Below are 18,424 nucleotides of genomic sequence, written 5' to 3'. Positions count from 1 at the left end.
CCGACCGCCCCGCCCGCCTCCGGGCCCACCTGCGCGGAGTTCGTCAAGTTCCGCTTGGAAAGCGGAAGTTGAAGCTCGTAACACCGTGTTCCGCTTGACGCGATCCTTGGGTGAGGGTTTGCTGTGCGTGATCGGTCGATGGCAGCCCGAGAAACAGGAAGTTCCGCGGTGCCCCCTCCTCTCCCTCTGCTCGGCGCGGGCCGGGCCCCCACGGACCAGTCCGGCGACACCGCCCCGGACGGCTCCGGCCCGCACGGTCCGGGGGGCCACGGGGTCTACGACGACGCCCTGGACGACGGCGAACTGCTCACCGCGCGCGCCGCGTTGGCCCAGGGCCGCCGGCAGGCCGCCCGCTCCCTGCTGCTGCACACGGGCGACGACTGGGACCGCCGGAGCCACCGCCTCACCGTGCTCGCCGCCGAGCCGTACGCCCTCGCCTGGGCCCGGGACTGGCAGCTCGCCGAGCCCGAGTCCGCCGACGCCGCCGCGCTGACCGCCCTCGCCCAGGTCCACCGCGCCCTGCGCGGCAAGGAGGACCCCGACCGGGCCCGCGAGGCCTGCGCCGCGGCCGCCGCCCTCGCCCCCGCCGACCCCACCCCCTGGCTCGGCCTGCTCCGGCTCGCCCGCACCCTCGGCCCGGAGCGCGAGGTGCTCGGCGTCTTCGCCGAGCTGCGCCGCCGCCACCCCGAGCACCACCACGCCCACCACCTGCTCCTCGCCCGGCTCGCCGAACGGCCCGCGGGCGGCCGGGGTGCCGAGACGCACGAGGCGTACGACCTGGCCGAACTGGCCGCCGCCGAGGCCCCGGCCGACTCCCCGCTCGCCGTCCTGCCGGTCGTCGCCTACGCCGAGCGCTACCGGGTCCTCGCCGCCACCGGCCTGGCCCCCGCCGACCCGGCCGCCTCCGGGCACTGGTCCGGCCCCCGGGCCCGCCGGATCCTCAGCGCCTGCTTCGACTGGTGGCTGGAGTGGGAGCACGACGAACACCCCCGCCGCCACGTCGACCTCAACCACCTCGCCTTCGCGCTGTCCTGCGCCGGCCGCCCCGCCGAGGCGGCGGCCCTGTTCCAGCGCATCGGCCGGCACGCCACCCGGGCGCCCTGGTCCTACGCACACCGCGACCCGCGCGCCTCCTTCCGCGAGGCCCGCGCCCGCGCGCTGAACGGCACGGTCCGCTGAACGGCACGGCCCGCTGAGCCGTACGGCTCTCCGGGACGTACGTAAGAAGTGATTACGGAAGTCTGACCGGTGCCCCGATTCCCTGGCTCCCCACAGCCCCGAGTGCTCGAATGAAAACGTGAACTCTGAACAACCCGAGGAACGGCACGGTGAGCGGGGCGGCACGCCCGTCGGCCGCCGCGTCCTCCTCGGCACCCTCGGCCTGGGCGCGCTCGGCGTGGTCGCCGCGCCCACGCTCCAGCGCGGCATGGAGGGCTTCCTCGGCACCGTCGCCGGCAAGGACCCCACGGGCCTGACCGGCCTGCTGCCCAACGGCGGCGGCTTCCGCTACTACTCCGTCGCCGCGTCGGTGCCGGAGAGGACTGCCGCGAACTACCAGCTGACGATCGACGGCCTGGTCGACCACCCGCGCGCCTACACCCTGTCCGACCTGCGCGCCCTGCCGCAGACCCGGCTGGTCAAGGACGTCCAGTGCGTCACCGGCTGGCGGGTGCCGGGCACCCCCTTCGAGGGGGTCCGCCTCGCCGACCTGCTGGACGCGGCGGGGGTCCGCTCCGCCGCGAAGGCGATCCGCTTCACCTGCTTCGACGGCACCTACACCGAGAGCCTCACCCTCGACCAGGCCCGCCGCCCCGACATCCTGGTCGCGCTGCGCATGCAGGACAAGGACATCGGCCACGACCACGGCGGCCCGGTCCGCCTCTACGTCGCCCCCATGTACTTCTACAAGTCCGCCAAGTGGCTCTCCGGCATCACGGTCACCGACCATGTCCAGCCCGGCTACTGGGAGCACCTCGGCTACGACGTCGACGCCTGGGTCGGCAAGTCGAACGGACGGACCGATGCCCCTACGAGCTGACACCCCGGCCCCGCCGGACGCCCGGGTCCGCCGCTTCAGCCCGGCCGAACGCTGGGTGCACCGCGTCACCGCCGCCCTGATGGGCGTGTGCGTGGTGACGGCGGCGGTCCTCTACGTCCCGCAGCTGGCGATCCTGGTCGGCCGCCGGGAACTGGTCGTCCGGGTCCACGAGTGCGCGGGCCTCGCCCTGCCGGTGCCGGTCCTGCTCGGCCTCGCCTCCCGCGCCTTCCGCACCGACCTGCGCTTCCTCAACCGCTTCGGCCCGCACGACCGGATGTGGCTGCGCGCCGCCCTGCTGCGCGACAAGCGCCGGTCCTCCCGCCCGGCCGGCAAGTTCAACGCCGGCCAGAAGGTCTACGCCGCCTGGATCGCCGGCGCCACCCTGGTCATGCTCGGCACCGGGCTGCTGATGTGGTTCACCCACCTCGCCCCGCTGATGTGGCGCACCTCGGCGACCTTCGTCCACGACTGGCTGGCCCTGACGATCGGCGTGGTCCTGGCGGGCCACATCGGCATGGCCCTGGGCGACCCGGAGGCGCGACGGGGCCTGCGCACGGGGACGGTGAGCAGGGAGTGGGCGAAGCGAGAACACCCGCTGTGGCGCCCCTGAGTCCGCTCAGAACTCCAGCAGCACCTTGCAGGACCGGCTCCGGTCGGCGGCCAGCGCGAACGCCTCCTCGGCGTCCGCCACGGGAACCACGCGACTGATCAGTCCGTCGAACTCCCCGCGCGCGGCGAGCAGTTCCAGCGCGTCGTCGAACTCGGCACCGAAACGGAACGCGCCCCGCAGCTCGATCTCCCGGCTCACCAGCAGGTTCCCGGCGAACGGGCTGCGGCCCGGCGGCAGCATCCCGAGCTGGACGACCACGCCCCCGCGCCGCACGCGCCGCAGACAGGTGTCGAGCCCGGCCGCGGCCCCCGACGCCTCGACGGCTGTGTCCGCCTCGTACGCCTCGTCCGGCCATCCGGCGTCGTCCGGGTCGTCGGCCCGCACGAGCGCGTCGGCTCCGGCGACGGCCGCGTACCGCAGTGCCTCCGGCAGCAGGTCGGTCACCGTCACCCGCGCCGCGCCGGCCGCCTTCGCCGCCGCGACCACCAGGCACCCGATCGGCCCGGCCCCGGTCACCAGCACATGCCGGCCCGTGACGTCCCCGGCCCGCCGCACCGCGTGCAGCGCCACCGACAACGGCTCCGCGAGCGCGGCCCGCCGCAGCCCGAGCCCGTCCGGAAGTTTCCTCAACTGATCGGCGGGAACGGCCACGTGGGCCGCGAACCCGCCCTGCACATGCGGGAAGCGGGCCGCGCTGCCCAGGTACCGGGTGTCCCGGCAGACGTTCGCCCGCCCGTCCGCGCACTCCGGGCAGTGCCCGCACGGCGTGGCGGGGTGCACGGCGACCGCCGTACCCGGCGCGGGACCCGTGGCCCCGGCGCCGTAGGACACCACGGTGCCCACCACCTCGTGCCCGAGCACCATCGGCTCCCGGAGCCGGAAGTCACCGACCCCGCCGTGCCGCCAGTAGTGCAGATCGGAGCCGCAGATGCCGCCGTAGCGGACGGCGACGAGGGCCTCGCCGGGCCCGGGGACCGGCATCGGCAGCTCCGCGACCCGCAGGTCGCCCGCGCCGTGGATGACACAACCCAGCATGGCCACCGCTCCTTTCTACAGGACGCTCGTCATGCCGCCGTCGACGTACAGGATCTGCCCGCTCACGAAGTCGGCCGCGGGCGAGGCCAGGAAGAGCACGCCGCCCACCAGGTCCTCCGTGCGGCCCCAGCGGCCGGCCGGGGTGCGCCGGCGCACCCATGCGTCGAACTCCTCGTCGTCCACCAGGGGCCGGGTCAGCTCGGTCTCGATGTAGCCCGGGCCGAGCCCGTTGACCTGGACGCCGTACGGCCCCCAGTCCGCGCACATGCCCTTGGTGAGCATCTTCAGCGCGCCCTTGGTCGCCGCGTACGGCGCGATGCCGGGGCGGACGACCTCGCTCTGCAGCGAGCAGATGTTGATGATCTTGCCGTGGCCGCGTTCGGTCATCCGTCGGGCGGCCTCGCGCCCGACGAGGAACGGGCCGGTGAGGTTGGTGTCCAGGATCCGGTGCCAGTCGGCGTCCGCGAACTCCAGCAGGGGGGCGCGCAGTTGCATGCCCGCGTTGTTCACCAGGATGTCGAGCGGGCCCACCCGCTCCTCGACGTCCGCGATCCCGGCGGCCACCGAGGCGCCGTCGGTCACGTCGAACACCGCCGTGTGGATCCGGTCCCCGTGCCCGGGCAGCTGTGCCGCCGCTGTGGTGAGGCGGTCGGCGTCGCGTCCGTTGAGGACGACCGTGCAGCCGGCCTCGGCCAGGCCTCGGGCGAGCGCGAGTCCGATGCCCCGGCCGGCGCCGGTGACCAGGGCCGTACGGCCGCTGATGTCGAAGAGCGGGTGAGCCGTCATCGCCGTACCCCTAGATGATCAGTGAGAGCAGCAGGACCAGACCGCCGGCCACCACCGAGAGGATCGTCTCCATGGCCGACCAGGTCTTGACGGTCTGCCCGACGTCCAGCCCGAAGTACTCCTTCACCAGCCAGAAGCCGGCGTCGTTGACATGGCTGAAGAAGAGCGAGCCGGCGCCGATGGCGAGGACCAGCAGGGCGGTGTGGGTGGTCGACATGCCGGCCGCCAGCGGAGCCGCGAGTCCCGCCGCCGACACGGTCGCGACCGTCGCCGAACCCGTCGCCAGCCGGATCACGACCGCGATCAGCCAGGCCAGCAGGAGCGCCGGGATCGACCAGTTCCTGGAGATGTCCAGGATCATCTGGCCCACCCCGGAGTCGATCAGCGTCTGCTTGAAGCCGCCGCCCGCGCCGACGATCAGCAGGATGCCGGCGATCGGCATCAGGCCCTTCTCGACCGTCTGCTGGAGCCGGTCCTTGCCGAACCCGGCGGCCCGGCCCAGCGTGAAGAATCCGGTGATCACGGCGGCGAGCAGGGCGATCAGCGGGGAGCCGATGACGTCGAAGACCCGCTGGGTCCGGTTCGCCGGGTCGTCCACGACGATGTCCACCAGCGCCTTGGCCAGCATCAGCACGACGGGCAGCAGCACGGTGGCGAGCGTCGCGCCGAAGCCGGGACGGTTCTCCAGCTCCTCCGAGGGGCGCTGCGGCAGCATCCGGTCGGGCGCCTGGACGTCCACCCAGCGGGCCGCGACCCTGGAGAACAGCGGACCGGCGATGATCACCGTCGGGATCGCGACCACGATGCCGAGCGCCAGGGTCACGCCCAGGTTGGCCTTGACCGCGGCGATCGCGACCAGCGGGCCGGGGTGCGGCGGGATCAGGCCGTGCATCACGGACAGGCCGGCCAGGGCCGGGATGCCGATGCGCATCAGGGAGTAGTTGCCGCGCTTGGCGACCATCAGCACGACCGGGATCAGCAGCACGATGCCGATCTCGAAGAACAGCGGCAGGCCGACCACGGAGGCGATGAGCACCATCGCCCACGGCATGGCGCGCCCGCCCGCCTTGGCGAGGATCGTGTCGACGATCTGGTCGGCACCGCCGGAGTCGGCCAGCAGCTTGCCCAGGATCGCCCCGAGCGCGATCAGGACACCCACACTGGCCACCGTGGAGCCGAGCCCGGTGGTGAAGCTGGTGATCGTCTTGTCGAGGGGTGCCCCGGCAGCGGCCCCGAGCGCCAGCGACCCGATGGTCAGCGCCAGGAAGGCGTGGAGCTTGAACTTGGTGATGAGCAGGACGATCACGGCGATGCCCACGAGGACGGCGATGCCCAGCTGGGCGTGTCCTGCGGAGGTGATCGGCGGAGGCGCGTCCGCTGCCAGCATCTCGACGCTGAGTCTGGTCACGGGGGTTCCCTTGCGGTTACGGGGACTTTTCGGGGGTGTCCCGCCGGGGCGGGGGTTGCACGGATGCGGGGGTCACGCGAAGGCGTGGGTAACGCGGGCCTCACGCGGCGGCGGGGAGGGCGGCCAGCGCCCGTACGGCGCGCTCGGTGATCTCCTCGGGGCCGCCGCTGACGTCCACGGCGACACCGGCCTCGTCCGGCTCCAGGGGCTGGAGCGTGGCGAACTGGGAGTCCAGCAGCGCGGTCGGCATGAAGTGGCCCTGGCGGTGGCCCATCCGGTCCTCGATCAGCTTCCGGTCGCCCGTGAGGTGCACGAACACGATCCCGGGGGCGGCGGCCCGAAGCCGGTCGCGGTACGACCGCTTCAGCGCCGAGCTGCTGACCACCCCGCCCAGTCCGGCCCGCCCGTGAGCCCAGTGCCCGATGGCGTCCAGCCACGGCCACCGGTCGGCGTCCTCCAGCGGGGTCCCGGCCGACATCTTGGCGATGTTGGCCGGCGGATGGAAGTCGTCGCCCTCGGCGTACGGAACGCCCAGCCGCGCGGCGAGCAAGGGACCGATGGTGGTCTTGCCCGTCCCCGCGACGCCCATCACGACGACGACCTGGGGGGTACGCATTACTGCCTCGCTGTCTTCCTCGACATCCGACGCCACATCGGCGTCGCCACACTGAAACTCATTAGGTACGACGAATTCAAGAGTGTGTGACATATAAGTCTGACTTTTTCGGTCGGTGATCCAGGCCGTACGCTGAGTGCATGAGCACACCGGGCCGGGGGCTGCACGGCCATGTACTGGACTCCCTCGGACCCGCCATCACCGGGGGCGAGTACCCCCCGGGCAGCGTCCTGCGGACGGACGAACTCGCCCAGCACTTCGAGGTGTCACGCTCCGTGATGCGCGAGGCGGTCCGCGTGCTCGAATCGATGCACCTGGTCGAGTCCCGCCGCCGGGTCGGCGTGACCGTCCGCCCCAAGTGCGAGTGGAACGTCTACGACCCGCAGGTCATCCGCTGGCGCCTCGCGGGCGCCGACCGCCCCCACCAGCTGCGCTCGCTGACCGTGCTGCGCTCCGCGGTCGAACCCGTCGCGGCGGGCCTCGCCGCGCGGCACGCGACGGCCGGGCAGTGCGCCGAACTCACCGAGTGCGCCCTCGGCATGGTCGCCAACTCACGCGGCCACCAGCTGGAGGGCTACCTGATCCACGACATGGCCTTCCACCGCGTGATCCTCACGGCCTCGGGCAACGAGATGTTCGCCCGCCTCGGCGACGTCGTCGCGGAGGTGCTGGCCGGGCGCACCCATCACGAGGTCATGTTCGAGGACCCCGACCCGGCGGCCGTCACCCTGCACGTACAGGTCGCGGAGGCCGTCCGTGAGGGCGACGCGGCCCGCGCGGAGGAACTGACCCGGCAGATCACCATGGGCGCCCTCCAGGAACTGGACATCCTCGCGCCCTGACCGCGTCAGTCGAGAAAGTCCCCGTCGACGTACACCCACGCCCCGTCGACCCGCTCGAAACGGCTGCGCTCGTGCAGCGAACCGCCCCGGTAGCAGGCGCGGAACGTCACCGTGCCCGTCGTGTGGAACGCGGACCCGTCGGTGCTGTCCAGGATCTCCAGCCCCGTCCACCGCATCCGCGGATCCAGCTCCAGCCGCTCCGGCCGGGTCCGGGGATGCCAGGTGCGCAGCAGGTACCCCGCGTCCCCCCGCACGAACGCGCTGTACCGCGACCGCATCAGCGCCTCGGCCGTCGGCGCGCCGGCGGTCCCCCGATGGAGGCGGCCGCAGCAGTCGTCGTAGGTCCCGGGGAGTCCGCAGGGGCACGTGCGCGAGGTCATGGGCCATATTCTGCCCGGCCGAGGAGAGGCGGCCGCTTCGGGTCGGGTGCACAGTGGAAGGGCGACGCGCGGTGCAGGAAGGCGAGGCGGGCGATGACCGATTCCATGCGGGGCCGTCCCCCGGCCGTCAAGGAGTGGCGGCTGAACCTGTATCTGTCCGAGCACGACCCGGACACCACGGCCCGGATCGTGCTGGACACCGGGGACAACGTTCTGGAGAGCCGGGCGGAGGCCCGCCGCAGCCCGTACGACCCCGACGTACCGGAGATCGGCGACGAACTCGCCGCCGGGCGGGCGCTGATCGCCATGGGCCGGATCCTGCTGCGCGCGGCCGACGGGGACATGAAGGCCGTGGGAGCGGCCGACATGGAGGAACTGTCGCCGCTGTGGATGGACCGGAAATGGGAATGAGCCTCCTCACCGCCCCTTGCGCAGGAACGTCCGCAGCTTCGTCAGCGGCCACGTGTTGATCACGTCCTCGCCGGTCAGCCAGCCGCGCTGCGCGGTGCCGATGCCGTAGCGCAACGCGGCGAGATGCGGGACGGCGTGCGCGTCGGTGTTCACGGCGAACCGCACCCCGTGCTCGCGGGCGCGCAGGATGTCCTCGTCCCGCAGGTCCAGCCGGTCCGGCTGGGAGTTGACCTCCAGCGCGGTGCCGGTGCGCGCGCACGCCGCGAACACCTCGTCCCAGTCGGCGTCGACCCCGCGCCTCCGGCCGATCAGCCGGGTCGTGGGGTGCCCGAGGATGTTCACGTACGGGTTCTCCACGGCCCGCAGCAGCCGCTTCGTCATCGCCCCGCGGCCCAGGTCGAAGTGCGAGTGCAGCGAGGCCACGCACAGGTCGAAGCCCGCCAGGAACTCGTCCGGCCAGTCCACCGCGCCGTCCGGGCCGATGTTCAGCTCCGTGCCGTGCAGCAGCCGCATCCTCCGCCGGCCGCCGTCCAGCTCCCGCAGCCGCTCCCGCTGGGCGAGGATCTTCTCGTCCGTCATGCGCTGCATGTACAGGTCGGGCGCGTGATCGGTGACCGCGTAGTACGCGTAGCCGCGCGCCGCGGCCGCCGCCACCATCTCCTCCAGCGGGGCCAGCCCGTCGGTGAGGTCGGTGTGGGTGTGCAGATCACCGCGGATGTCCTTCTCCGTCACCACCTCGGGCAGCTCGCCGTGCAGGCCCGCCTCGATCTCCCCGCGGTCCTCCCGCAGCGTCGGCGGGATCCACGGCAGCCCGAGCCGGGCGTACACCTCCTCCTCGGTACGGGAGGCCAGCGACGCACCGCTGTCCGCGTCGAACAGGCCGTACTCCGACAGCTTCAGCCCCTGGTGCACGGCGATGGTCCGGGTGCGGATGTTGTGCGCCTTGGAACCGGTGAAGTACTGCAGCGCGGCACCCCACGACTCCGGCGGCACCACCCGCAGGTCCACCTGGAGCCCCTTCGCGGTGCGCACCGACGTCTTCTTCGTGCCCCGCGCGATCACCTCGGCCGTGGCCGGCAGCGCGCACAGCGCCGCCATGAACGGCTCCGACCGCTTCGCCGCGACCAGGACGTCCAGGTCGCCGACGGTCTCCCGCATCCGGCGCAGCGAACCGGCGTACGCACAGCGCCTGCACCCGGTCACCGCGGACAGCTCGCCGACGATCTCCTCGGCCGTCTCCAGGGCCAGCGACAGCGGGACCCGGGCGCCCGCCTGCCGGAGCAGCTCGATGCCGTGCCGGATGTTGTCCTGCGTCTTCTCGCCGAAGCCCTTCAGATCGGCCAGCGCGTCCGCCTCGATCGCCGCGGCCAGCTCGCTCACCGACGCGATGTGCAGGTCCTCGTAGAGCCGCAGCGCCTTCTTCGGGCCGAGGCCGGGGATCGCGGTCAGCTCCCGGACCCCGGCCGGGATCTTCGCCCGCCGCTCCTCGACCACGGCCATCTTCCCCGTGCGCAGGTACTCGGCGACCTTCTCGGCGATCGACCGGCCCACGTTCGGGATCTCCCGCAGACCGGCGAGGTCCAGCGTGGCGATGTCCGTCGGATACCCGCCGATGGCACGCGCCGCCTTCTCGTAGGCGCGCGCCTTGAAGGCGTCGCCTCCCGTGATCGAGACGAGGTCCGCGTACTCCCGCAGGAGCGCCTCGACCTCCTCGTTGGGCCGGGCCACCCCTCAAGTCTAGGGAGCTTGCCCGGGCAGCGGCCTGGCGAGCACCGGCAGCGGCGGCAGCTTCGCCCCGTACACCCACGCCTCGAACAGCCCGGCCGTCGGCTCGTCCGCGAACCGGGCCACGTGCTCGGCGAACGCGGCCGTCGTCACCGTGCCGCTGCGGTGCAGCCGCACCCAGTCGCGCAGCATGCGGAAGAACGCCTCGTCGCCCAGCGCGCAGCGCACCGCGTGCAGGGTCAGACCGCCGCGCTCGTAGACCCGGTCGTCGAACAGCGACCGGCGCCCCGGATCGGCCAGCCGCAGATCCTGCGGCAGCGTGGCCAGCAACTGGTGTGCCGTGGCGGCCAGTTGCTGGGCGCTGCGGCCGCCCGAACGCTCGGACCACAGCCATTCCGCGTACTTGGCGAAACCCTCGTTCAGCCAGATGTGCCGCCAGTCCGCCACCGACACGCAGTTGCCGAACCACTGGTGCGCCAGCTCGTGAGCCACCAGCCGCTCCGAACCCCGGGCGCCGTCCACGTGGTTGGCGCCGAACAGCGACAACCCCTGTGCCTCGACGGGCACATCGAGCTCCTCCTCGGTCACCGCGACCGCGTACTCGTCGAACGGGTACGGCCCGAACAGCTCCTGGAACAGCTCCATCATCGCGGGCTGCCGCGCGAAGTCCCGGGAGAACTCCGGGAGCAGGTGCGCCGGGATGTGCCCGTGCTGCGGCACCCCGCCCGGACCCGGATCGCCCAGCAGCACCGTCTGGAACTTGCCGATCGCGAGACCCACGAGATAGCTGGACGTGGGCGCGGACTGCTCGTACACCCACGTGGTCGTGGACGCCTTCGTCGTCCGGGTCAGCAGCCGCCCGCCCGCGACCACCGCGTACGCCGACGGCGTCGTCACCGAGATCAGGTACGACGCCTTGTCGGCGGGCCGGTCGTTGCACGGGTACCAGGACGGCGCGCCGGTCGGCTGGCTCGCCACCAGCGCCCCGTCCGCCAGCTCCTCCCAGCCGAGCCCGCCCCAGGGGCTGGCCACCGGCTTCGGGTTGCCGGACCAGTGCACCTCGACGGTGAACGCGGCCCCGGCCCGGACCGGCTTGGCGGGCTTGATCCGCAGCCGGCCGCCGCGATGCGTCCAGTGCGGCTGGCGGCCGTCCACCCGGAGCCGGCCGATCCTGAAGTCGGCCAGGTTGAGCTGGAACTCGGTCAGCGGCGACCGGCCCGCGATGGCGTTGATCCGGGCCGTGCCGGCCAGCCGGTTGGGGCCGGGCCGGTAGTCCAGCGCCAGCTCGTAGCGATGCACCCGGTACCGTGGGTCACCGTTGTCCGGGAAGTAGGGGTCCGGGCCGGCCGACTGTTGAACTGCCACTGCTGTGTCCGCTCCCTGCGCTGTGCCACCACTCCGCTGCGCCGGCGCACCGTTCACCGACGCCGAGAGGCCCGCGGTCACGGACGCCATGCCTCGATCGGGTTGCCGAGCCAGCGGGTGTCGTCCGGGACGGACTCCGCGGCCATGACGAGCGACGCGGGACCCAGGGTCGTACGGGCCCCGACCGTGCTGCCGGGCAGCACGATCCCGCCAGGACCCAGTGTGGCGCCCTCACGGAGAACCACAGTATCCGTCCGCAAGATCCGGTCATGGAAGAGGTGTGTCTGGAGCACACAGCCGCGGTTCACGGTGGCGGCGTCCTCCAGCGTCACCAGGTCCGCCTCCGGCAGCCAGTAGCTCTCCACCCACACACCCCGGCCGATGCGCGCCCCGAGCCCGCGCAGCCACGCCGTCATCACCGGCGTCCCCGGCACGGAACCGCCCAGCCACGGCACCGCCAGCACCTCGACGAAGGTGTCCGCCAGCTCGTCGCGCCACACGAAGGAGCTCCACAGCGGATGCTCACCGGTGCGGTGCCGCCCCACCAGCGCCCACTTCGCGACGACCGACCCGAGGGCCGCGACGCCACCGGCCAGCAGCAGCACGGCGCCCGACAGCGCCCACGCCCACACGCCCAGCGCGCACAGCGCCGCCACCGTCGCCGCGGCCAGCGCCGCCGAGCACAGCACCGGCACGATCCGGCACAGCTCCACCAGAGCCCGCGCCCACAGCAGCCGGGCGGGCGGCTCGTACGTACGGCTCTGGTCCCCGTCGGCGGCGCTGCGCGGCAGCTTCACCGGCGGCAGCCCCAGGTACGAGGTGCCCTTCTTCGCCTTCTTCGGCGTCGCCGACAGCACCCCGACCAGCCCGCCGTCCGGCACGCTGCGCCCCGGCGCCGTCATCCCGGAGTTCCCGAGGAACGCCCGCCGCCCGATCTCCGCGCGCCCGATCCGCACCCAGCCACCGCCCAGCTCGTACGGCGCGGTCAGCGTGTCGTCGGCGAGGAACGCCCCGTCGCCGACAGTGGTCAGGCTCGGCAGCGCCAGCACGGTCGACACCTCGGCGCCCCGCCCGATCCGCATCCCGAGCAGGCGCAGCCACACCGGCGTGACCAGCCCTGCGTACAGCGGGAACAGCGTCTCGCGCGCGCGGTCCATCAGCTGCGTCACGGTCCACGCCTGCCAGCCGATCCGGCTGTGCGTCGGATGCGTGCCCTCGCGCAGGCCGAGGCTCAGCGCCCGTACGGCGACCAGGATCAGCAGCGCGTACGCCAGCCCGTAGGTCAGCGTGGCCGGGACCAGGGCCTCCGCGGCCCCGCGCAGGGCCCGGCCCGCGGAGTCGCCCGGCGCCACGAAGAGCCCGGCGATCAGCAGCGCGGCCACGCCCGCGACCAGCGGCAGCGCGCTCAGCGCGAGCCCGGTCAGGCCGTACATCACCCGCCAGTACGTGCCCCGCTGCGGGCGCTCCTTGGGCCAGTTGCGCTTGGCCTTGCCCAGCTTCACCGCGGGCGCGCCCGCCCAGCGCTGGCCGGTCGGGATCTGCCCGCTGACCGCCGACCCGGGGGCCACCTCGGCGCGCTTGCCGACGCGGGCGCCCGGGAAGAGCATGCTGCGGGTGCCGACGGTGGCGTGCGCGCCGACCCTGACCGGGCCGACCTCCAGCCGGTCGCCGTCCAGCCAGTACCCGGTCAGGTCGACCTCGGACTCCACGGCCGCGCCACGCCCCAGCCTGAGCATGCCGGTGACCGGCGGCAGCGAGTGCAGGTCCACGTCCGGCCCGATCCTGGCGCCCAGCGCCCGCGCGTACCGCTCCAGCCAGGAACCGGTCAGCGTGGTCGCCCCGCTGAACTCGGCCAGCCGCTCGGCCGCCCACAGCCGCAGATGCACGCTCCCGCCGCGCGGATACCGCCCGGGTGCGAGCCCGCGCAGCAGCAGCCGCGCCCCGCCCGCCGCGAGCGCGATCCGGCCGGGCGGTGTGAAGAACAGCAGCGCGCCGGCGCCGAGGAGCCACCAGGGGGCGGTCGGCAGCCAGGCGTACCCCGGCAGCACGTTGCCGACGGCGGCCAGCACGAGCGTCCAGCGCAGCCCGAGCAGCGTGAACAGCGGAAGGAGCAGCAGCAGCTGGACGACCTGGGCGCGGACGGGAACCGGAGCCACGGTCCGCGTGCCGCCGTCGTCCTGCACCGACTGCTCCAGCCGCCGGGCCAGCTTGCGCAGGGTCGGCTGCTGGTAGATGTCGAGGACGGCCGCGCTCGGGTAGCGGGTGCGCAGCCGGGTGGTGAGCTGGGCGGCGGCGAGGCTGCCGCCGCCGATCGCGAAGAAGTCGTCGCCGGCGCCGGTCACCGGGATGCCCAGCACCTCGGTCCACTGCTCGGCGAGCCAGGCCTCGGTGCCGTACAGATCGGCCTTGGGCGTCTCGACGCCCTCCAGCGGCCAGGGCAGGGCGCCCCGGTCCACCTTCCCGGACGTCCGGGTCGGCAGCTCGGCGACGGGCGCGAGCAGCGGTACGAGCGCGGCGGGCAGCGCGGCGCGCAGCTTCTCGACGGCGGCCGCGTGGTCCCAGCCGTCCTGCGTGACGACGTAGCCGACGAGCAGCTGATTGCCGCTGCGGGCGGTGCGCACGGCGGCGGCGGCCCCCGCGACGCCCGGCAGCGCCTGGAGCGCGGCATCCACCTCGCCCAGCTCGATCCGCCGCCCGCCGAGCTTGATCTGCTCGTCCGCCCGCCCGAGGAAGACCAGCCCCTCGGGCTCGGCCTTGACCAGGTCCCCGCTCCGGTAGGCCCGCTCCCAGCCCAGCGACTGGAGCGGCGCGTACTTCTCCGCGTCCTTCTCGGCGTCGAGATACCGCGCGAGCCCGACCCCGCCGATCACGAGCTGCCCGCTGTCGCCCATGGCCACGGGCTCACCGCCGTCGTCGACGACGGCGAGCTCCCAGCCGTTCAGCGGCAGCCCGATCCGGATCGGCTCCTCGCCGGTCAGCAGGGCGGCACAGGCCACGACGGTCGCCTCGGTCGGCCCGTAGGTGTTCCACACCTCTCGCCCCTCGGTGACCAGCCGCTGCGCCAGCTCGGGCGGGCAGGCCTCACCGCCGAAGATCAGCAGCCGTACGTCGTTCAGGGTCTCGGGCTCCCACAGCGCGGCCAGCGTCGGCACCGTGGACACGACCGTGATCTCCTGCTCGACCAGCCACGGGCCCAGATCGGCACCGCTCCTGACCTGCGACCGGGGCACCGGCACCAGACAGGCGCCGTACCGCCACGCCAGCCACATCTCCTCGCAGGACGCGTCGAAGGCGACGGACAGCCCGGCCATGACCCGGTCCCCGGGCCCGATCGGCTCCTCGGTCAGGAACAGGGCGGCCTCCGCGTCCACGAACGCGGCGGCGCTGCGGTGCGAGACGGCGACGCCCTTGGGCTTCCCGGTCGACCCGGAGGTGAAGATGATCCACGCGTCGTGCCCGGTCCCGGGCCGCGCGGCAGCGGAGCCGCCGGCGTCGCCCTGCACGCTGATGGCGCACCCGGCCCCGACGACCGCCCGTACGTCCGCCTCCCCGAACACCAGCTCGGCCCGCTCGTCCGGGTCCTCGGCGTCGACGGGGACGTAGGCGGCACCGGCGGCGAGCACGGCGAGGATCGCGACGTACAGCTCGTTGGTCCCCGACGGCACCCGCACCCCGACCCGGTCCCCGAGCCCGACCCCGGCCTCGGCCAGCCGCCGCCGCACCCGCTCGACCTCACCGGCCAGCGCCCGGTAGCTGAGACACGTCGTACCGTCGTCCAGCGCGGGCTCGTCCGGGTGGGCCCGCACGGACGCGTCGAAGACGTCCACCAGCGTGCGCGGCGACCCGGCGGGCCCCGCCGAGAAGCGGGCCCGGTCGCCGAACTCCGTGCGGATCTCTTCGTCGAGCAGGCCGAGAGCACTGCTCTCGTCTATGGCTGCCATCGGGTCCTCACGTCGGTCCGGCTGAAGTCACAAACCGAAGATTTTACTCCGACGCTAGGAGCAGGCTCCGGGTCCGGCCACTCGGCAGGGCCGTACCGGTGGCCGGGAGGAAGCCGGCGCGAGGGCGCTGAGCTGGGAATCCTCGCGCCGTACGAGACATGCCCCACACACCGCCAATGAGCGGACAATCAGGGGCAGTTGGGGCGCCGGACGGTGCGCGGACCACTCGGGGCGCATGCGAAAGGGCCCCTGATCAACAGGGGCCCTCACTGGTGTCCGAGGGGGGACTTGAACCCCCACGCCCGATAAAGGGCACTAGCACCTCAAGCTAGCGCGTCTGCCATTCCGCCACCCGGACAAGGTGTCTGTCGTGCGGAGGATCCCTTTCGGCGGGGTTTCCCTCGCGGCGACGAAGGAAACATTACCAGGCTTTCGGGGATGGCTGATCACCCCCGGTCCCGGGGCCGTGCCGCATGAACGGCGTGTGACGGGCCGTGCCCCGTCTTGGGCCGGGGGCGGGGCCGGAGAGAGGATGAGGGGACCCAGCAGCAGTGACAGCGGGAGGAAGCACGTGAGCGAGACGGACACGGCCAGGAGCGTCACCGGCGAGGACGAGGTCGTGGACCTCTGCCGCGAGCTGATCCGGTTCGACACCAGCAACTACGGCGACCACTCGGGCCCCGGTGAGCGGGCGTCCGCCGAGTGGGTCGCCGAGAAGCTGGCCGAGGTCGGGCTGGAGCCGAAGATCTACGAGTCGCACCCGGGCCGCGCCTCCACGGTCGCCCGTATCGCGGGCGAGGACCCGTCGCGGCCGGCGCTGCTGATCCACGGCCACCTCGACGTCGTACCGGCCAACGCCGACGACTGGACCCACCACCCGTTCTCGGGCGAGGTCGCCGACGGCTGCGTGTGGGGGCGCGGGGCCGTCGACATGAAGGACATGGACGCCATGACCCTGGCGGTCGTCCGGGACCGGCTCAGGAGCGGGCGCCGGCCGCCGCGCGACATCGTCGTCGCGTTCCTCGCGGACGAGGAGGCGGGCGGTACGTACGGCGCCCGGTACCTGGTCGACCACCACCCGGACCTCTTCGAGGGCGTCACCGAGGCCATCAGCGAGGTCGGCGGCTTCTCCTTCACCGTGAACGAGCAGCGGCGGCTCTATCTGATCCAGACGGCCGAGAAGGGCATGCACTGGATGAAGCTGACCGTGGCCGGCACCGCCGGGCACGGCTCGATGATCCACCGGGACAACGCCATCACCGAGCTGTCCGAGGCCGTGGCCCGGGTCGGCCGGCACAAGTTCCCCGTCCGGGTCACCAAGACCACCCGGGCCTTCCTGGACGAGCTGGGCGACGCGCTCGGCACCGAGCTGGACCCGGAGAACATGGAGGCCACCCTCGCCAAGCTCGGCGGCATCGCCAAGCTGATCGGTGCCACCCTCAGCAACACCGCCAACCCCACGCAGCTGAACGCCGGTTACAAGGTCAACGTCATCCCCGGCGAGGCCACCGCGCACATCGACGGACGGTTCCTGCCCGGCTACGAGGAGGAGTTCCTCGGCGACCTCGACCGGCTGCTCGGCCCGCACGTCCGGCGCGAGGACGTGCACGCCGACAAGGCCGTCGAGACCGGCTTCGACGGCGCGCTGGTGGAGGCGATGCAGTCCGCGCTGCTCGCCGAGGACCCCACCGCCAAGGCCATCCCCTACATGCTCTCCGGCGGCACCGACGCCAAGTCCTTCGACGACCTCGGCATCCGCGGCTTCGGCTTCGCCCCGCTGAAGCTGCCGCCGGAGCTGGACTTCGCCGGCATGTTCCACGGTGTGGACGAGCGGGTGCCGGTGGACGGCCTCCAGTTCGGCGTGCGGGTGCTGGACCGGTTCATCGACGCGTCGTGAAGCCTTGCCCTGGAGTAATCGGGCGCGCGTACGACACCGACTGAGAAGGGTGAATGCGACCATAAGCTCGTAGCTCCATTACTCCCTCCTCGTTACAAGTGACGTGATCCCAGCAGCTTGGGATCGCATTGCCAACGAGGAGGAAGTAATGATCAAGAAGGTCGTCGCTGCTGCGGCTGCCACCGGTGGGCTGGTTCTCGCGGGCGCGGGCCTGGCTGTCGCCGACTCCGGTGCTCAGGGTGCCGCCGTGCACTCCCCGGGTGTCGTCTCCGGCAACGTCGTTCAGGCGCCCATCCATGTCCCGGTGAACGTGTGCGGCAACACGATCAACGTGATCGGGCTCCTGAACCCCGCCTTCGGCAACACCTGCCTGAACAAGTGACGCAGGCTCCCTGAGGGGGCGTGCGCGACAAGCCGTCGGCCTCGGAGTGCGCCCCATGCGCTCCGGGGCCGACTGGCCTTTCCGTTCCGAAGTGAAGCGAAGGCAGGGGGGAATCAGCATGCGACAAAGCACGCGCAAAGGCCTGATGACGATGGCCGCTGCGACCGGGATGATCGCCGCCGCGAGCGGCTACGCCCACGCGGACTCCGGCGCCATGGGCGCCGCGGTCGGCTCGCCGGGCGTACTGTCCGGCAACACCGTACAGGTGCCGGTGCACGCACCGGTGAACGTGTGCGGCAACACCGTGAACGTGGTCGGACTGCTCAACCCGGCCGCGGGCAACTCGTGCGCCAACCACGGCGGTGCGTCGGGGGGTCACGGCGGCTCGGGCGGCTCCGGGGGATCCGGGGGCTCGCACGCGGGCGGTCACACCGGCGGCTCGCCCGGCGTCGGCTCCGGCAACACCGTGCAGGTGCCGATCGACGCCCCGGTGAACGTCTGCGGAAACAGCGTGAACGTCATCGGCGTGGGCAACACCGCCACGGGCAACGACTGTGCCAACGGCGGCGGCGGTCACCAGACCCAGCCGCCCGGGGGCGGGCCCGGCAACCCACCGGGACACCCCGGCCACCCGGGACATCCGGGTCACCCGGGACACCCTGGTCATCCGGGACACCCGGGTCACCCCGGTCACCCGGGTAAGCCGACCCATCCGGGAGGTCCGACGACCCCGCCCGGTCAGGGGGGCCACACGCCCCACGGGCCCCAGGGGACGCAGCAGGCCCACAAGCCGCACGGGGCCTCCCAGATCCGGACGCAGGGCGACCGCGGCGATCAGCTCCCCACCACCGGTGAGCTGGCGCACACCGGCAGTGACGTGCCGCTCGGCCTCGCGCTGCCGGCCGGTGCGGGCGCGCTGCTCGCGGGCGCGGTGCTGTACCGCAAGGCACGCGCCTCCGCCTAGCGGCCGACGCGGCCCGGCAGCGGT

16 protein-coding genes and 1 tRNA gene are annotated in these 18,424 nt (G+C 73.0%); 8 read left to right on the top strand and 9 right to left on the bottom strand.

The features are described from left to right. Nucleotides 1-168: 168 nt before the first annotated feature. From ACFC8N_RS21205 to ACFC8N_RS21195, 3 genes are all read left to right on the top strand, one after another. Nucleotides 169-1,179: a hypothetical protein gene (locus tag ACFC8N_RS21205; protein ID WP_376289028.1), complete on the top strand. Its 1,011-nt coding sequence runs from the start codon at nucleotides 169-171 to the stop codon at nucleotides 1,177-1,179. A gap of 118 nt (nucleotides 1,180-1,297) precedes the next feature. After that, the gene (locus ACFC8N_RS21200; protein ID WP_356022450.1) at nucleotides 1,298-2,038 is read left to right on the top strand and encodes a molybdopterin-dependent oxidoreductase; all 741 of its coding nucleotides are present in this window, start codon (nucleotides 1,298-1,300) and stop codon (nucleotides 2,036-2,038) included. Then, nucleotides 2,022-2,648: a cytochrome b/b6 domain-containing protein gene (locus tag ACFC8N_RS21195; RefSeq protein ID WP_356022449.1), complete on the top strand. Its 627-nt coding sequence runs from the start codon at nucleotides 2,022-2,024 to the stop codon at nucleotides 2,646-2,648. Before ACFC8N_RS21200 ends, ACFC8N_RS21195 begins: the two co-directional genes overlap by 17 nt. 6 nt (nucleotides 2,649-2,654) lie before the next feature. Here the strand turns inward: ACFC8N_RS21195 and ACFC8N_RS21190 are convergent, their stop codons facing one another. From ACFC8N_RS21190 to ACFC8N_RS21175, 4 genes are all read right to left on the bottom strand, one after another. After that, a complete protein-coding gene (locus ACFC8N_RS21190) occupies nucleotides 2,655-3,683 on the bottom strand; it encodes an L-idonate 5-dehydrogenase (RefSeq protein ID WP_376289024.1) in 1,029 nt (342 codons plus the stop codon). 15 nt (nucleotides 3,684-3,698) lie between these two features. Next, a complete protein-coding gene (locus ACFC8N_RS21185) occupies nucleotides 3,699-4,469 on the bottom strand; it encodes an SDR family oxidoreductase (RefSeq protein WP_376289022.1) in 771 nt (256 codons plus the stop codon). 10 nt (nucleotides 4,470-4,479) lie between these two features. After that, nucleotides 4,480-5,877: a gluconate:H+ symporter gene (locus tag ACFC8N_RS21180; RefSeq protein ID WP_356022441.1), complete on the bottom strand. Its 1,398-nt coding sequence runs from the start codon at nucleotides 5,875-5,877 to the stop codon at nucleotides 4,480-4,482. A 100-nt stretch (nucleotides 5,878-5,977) separates the two neighbouring features. Beyond that, on the bottom strand, nucleotides 5,978-6,493 hold the full coding sequence (locus ACFC8N_RS21175; RefSeq protein WP_356022439.1) for a gluconokinase: 516 nt from the start codon (nucleotides 6,491-6,493) through the stop codon (nucleotides 5,978-5,980). A gap of 140 nt (nucleotides 6,494-6,633) precedes the next feature. On the opposite strand from ACFC8N_RS21175, the gene ACFC8N_RS21170 reads away from it, so the two are divergent. Further along, nucleotides 6,634-7,335: a FadR/GntR family transcriptional regulator gene (locus ACFC8N_RS21170; RefSeq protein WP_356022436.1), complete on the top strand. Its 702-nt coding sequence runs from the start codon at nucleotides 6,634-6,636 to the stop codon at nucleotides 7,333-7,335. A gap of 5 nt (nucleotides 7,336-7,340) precedes the next feature. Here ACFC8N_RS21170 and ACFC8N_RS21165 read toward each other — a convergent pair whose 3' ends face one another. Then, entirely contained in the window at nucleotides 7,341-7,715 is a 375-nt protein-coding gene (locus tag ACFC8N_RS21165; RefSeq protein WP_356022434.1) for a YchJ family metal-binding protein, read from the bottom strand. A 93-nt stretch (nucleotides 7,716-7,808) separates the two neighbouring features. Here ACFC8N_RS21165 and ACFC8N_RS21160 point away from each other — a divergent pair, with 93 nt between their 5' ends. Beyond that, a complete protein-coding gene (locus ACFC8N_RS21160; RefSeq protein ID WP_356022431.1) occupies nucleotides 7,809-8,126 on the top strand; it encodes a dsRBD fold-containing protein in 318 nt (105 codons plus the stop codon). 6 nt (nucleotides 8,127-8,132) lie between these two features. On the opposite strand, the gene polX is transcribed toward ACFC8N_RS21160, so the two are convergent. The 4 genes from polX to ACFC8N_RS21140 form a co-directional block, all read right to left on the bottom strand. Continuing rightward, complete coding sequence (gene polX / locus ACFC8N_RS21155) at nucleotides 8,133-9,854, bottom strand: DNA polymerase/3'-5' exonuclease PolX (RefSeq protein WP_376289019.1); 1,722 nt, start codon at nucleotides 9,852-9,854, stop codon at nucleotides 8,133-8,135. Nucleotides 9,855-9,863: 9 nt separating this feature from the next. Next, nucleotides 9,864-11,216 carry a M1 family metallopeptidase gene (locus ACFC8N_RS21150; RefSeq protein ID WP_376289017.1) on the bottom strand — a complete coding sequence of 451 codons (1,353 nt, stop codon included), beginning with the start codon at nucleotides 11,214-11,216 and terminating at the stop codon, nucleotides 9,864-9,866. Nucleotides 11,217-11,293: 77 nt separating this feature from the next. Beyond that, nucleotides 11,294-15,157 carry a Pls/PosA family non-ribosomal peptide synthetase gene (locus tag ACFC8N_RS21145; protein ID WP_376289015.1) on the bottom strand — a complete coding sequence of 1,288 codons (3,864 nt, stop codon included), beginning with the start codon at nucleotides 15,155-15,157 and terminating at the stop codon, nucleotides 11,294-11,296. Nucleotides 15,158-15,427: 270 nt separating this feature from the next. After that, nucleotides 15,428-15,515, bottom strand: a tRNA-Leu gene (locus tag ACFC8N_RS21140). Nucleotides 15,516-15,728: 213 nt separating this feature from the next. Here ACFC8N_RS21140 and ACFC8N_RS21135 point away from each other — a divergent pair. The 3 genes from ACFC8N_RS21135 (at nucleotide 15,729) to ACFC8N_RS21125 (ending at nucleotide 18,400) form a co-directional block, all read left to right on the top strand. Then, nucleotides 15,729-17,054 (top strand): M20/M25/M40 family metallo-hydrolase, encoded by a 1,326-nt coding sequence (locus ACFC8N_RS21135; protein ID WP_356022422.1) that lies wholly within the window; start codon nucleotides 15,729-15,731, stop codon nucleotides 17,052-17,054. 148 nt (nucleotides 17,055-17,202) lie between these two features. After that, a complete protein-coding gene (gene chpH, locus ACFC8N_RS21130; protein WP_071375800.1) occupies nucleotides 17,203-17,436 on the top strand; it encodes a chaplin ChpH in 234 nt (77 codons plus the stop codon). 118 nt (nucleotides 17,437-17,554) lie between these two features. Then, the gene (locus ACFC8N_RS21125) at nucleotides 17,555-18,400 is read left to right on the top strand and encodes a chaplin (RefSeq protein WP_376289013.1); all 846 of its coding nucleotides are present in this window, start codon (nucleotides 17,555-17,557) and stop codon (nucleotides 18,398-18,400) included. Nucleotides 18,401-18,424 lie beyond the last annotated feature (24 nt).

The sequence above is a fragment of the Streptomyces sp. NPDC055966 genome (genome assembly GCF_042269865.1).
Taxonomy (GTDB): Bacteria; Actinomycetota; Actinomycetes; order Streptomycetales; family Streptomycetaceae; genus Streptomyces.
Note: the sequence above shows the minus strand (reverse complement) of the source record. Positions and strands in the feature narration are given on the sequence as shown.

Excerpts from the sequence above, each read along its gene's own strand:
- ACFC8N_RS21195 (WP_356022449.1), top strand. The coding sequence starts at position 2,022 with ATGCCCCTACGAGCTGACACCCCGGCCCCGCCGGACGCCCGGGTCCGC.
- ACFC8N_RS21190 (WP_376289024.1), bottom strand. The coding sequence starts at position 3,683 with ATGCTGGGTTGTGTCATCCACGGCGCGGGCGACCTGCGGGTCGCGGAG.
- ACFC8N_RS21185 (WP_376289022.1), bottom strand. The coding sequence starts at position 4,469 with ATGACGGCTCACCCGCTCTTCGACATCAGCGGCCGTACGGCCCTGGTC.
- ACFC8N_RS21175 (WP_356022439.1), bottom strand. The coding sequence starts at position 6,493 with ATGCGTACCCCCCAGGTCGTCGTCGTGATGGGCGTCGCGGGGACGGGC.
- ACFC8N_RS21170 (WP_356022436.1), top strand. The coding sequence starts at position 6,634 with ATGAGCACACCGGGCCGGGGGCTGCACGGCCATGTACTGGACTCCCTC.
- ACFC8N_RS21165 (WP_356022434.1), bottom strand. The coding sequence starts at position 7,715 with ATGACCTCGCGCACGTGCCCCTGCGGACTCCCCGGGACCTACGACGAC.
- ACFC8N_RS21160 (WP_356022431.1), top strand. The coding sequence starts at position 7,809 with ATGACCGATTCCATGCGGGGCCGTCCCCCGGCCGTCAAGGAGTGGCGG.
- ACFC8N_RS21145 (WP_376289015.1), bottom strand. The coding sequence starts at position 15,157 with ATGGCAGCCATAGACGAGAGCAGTGCTCTCGGCCTGCTCGACGAAGAG.
- chpH (WP_071375800.1), top strand. The coding sequence starts at position 17,203 with ATGATCAAGAAGGTCGTCGCTGCTGCGGCTGCCACCGGTGGGCTGGTT.
- ACFC8N_RS21125 (WP_376289013.1), top strand. The coding sequence starts at position 17,555 with ATGCGACAAAGCACGCGCAAAGGCCTGATGACGATGGCCGCTGCGACC.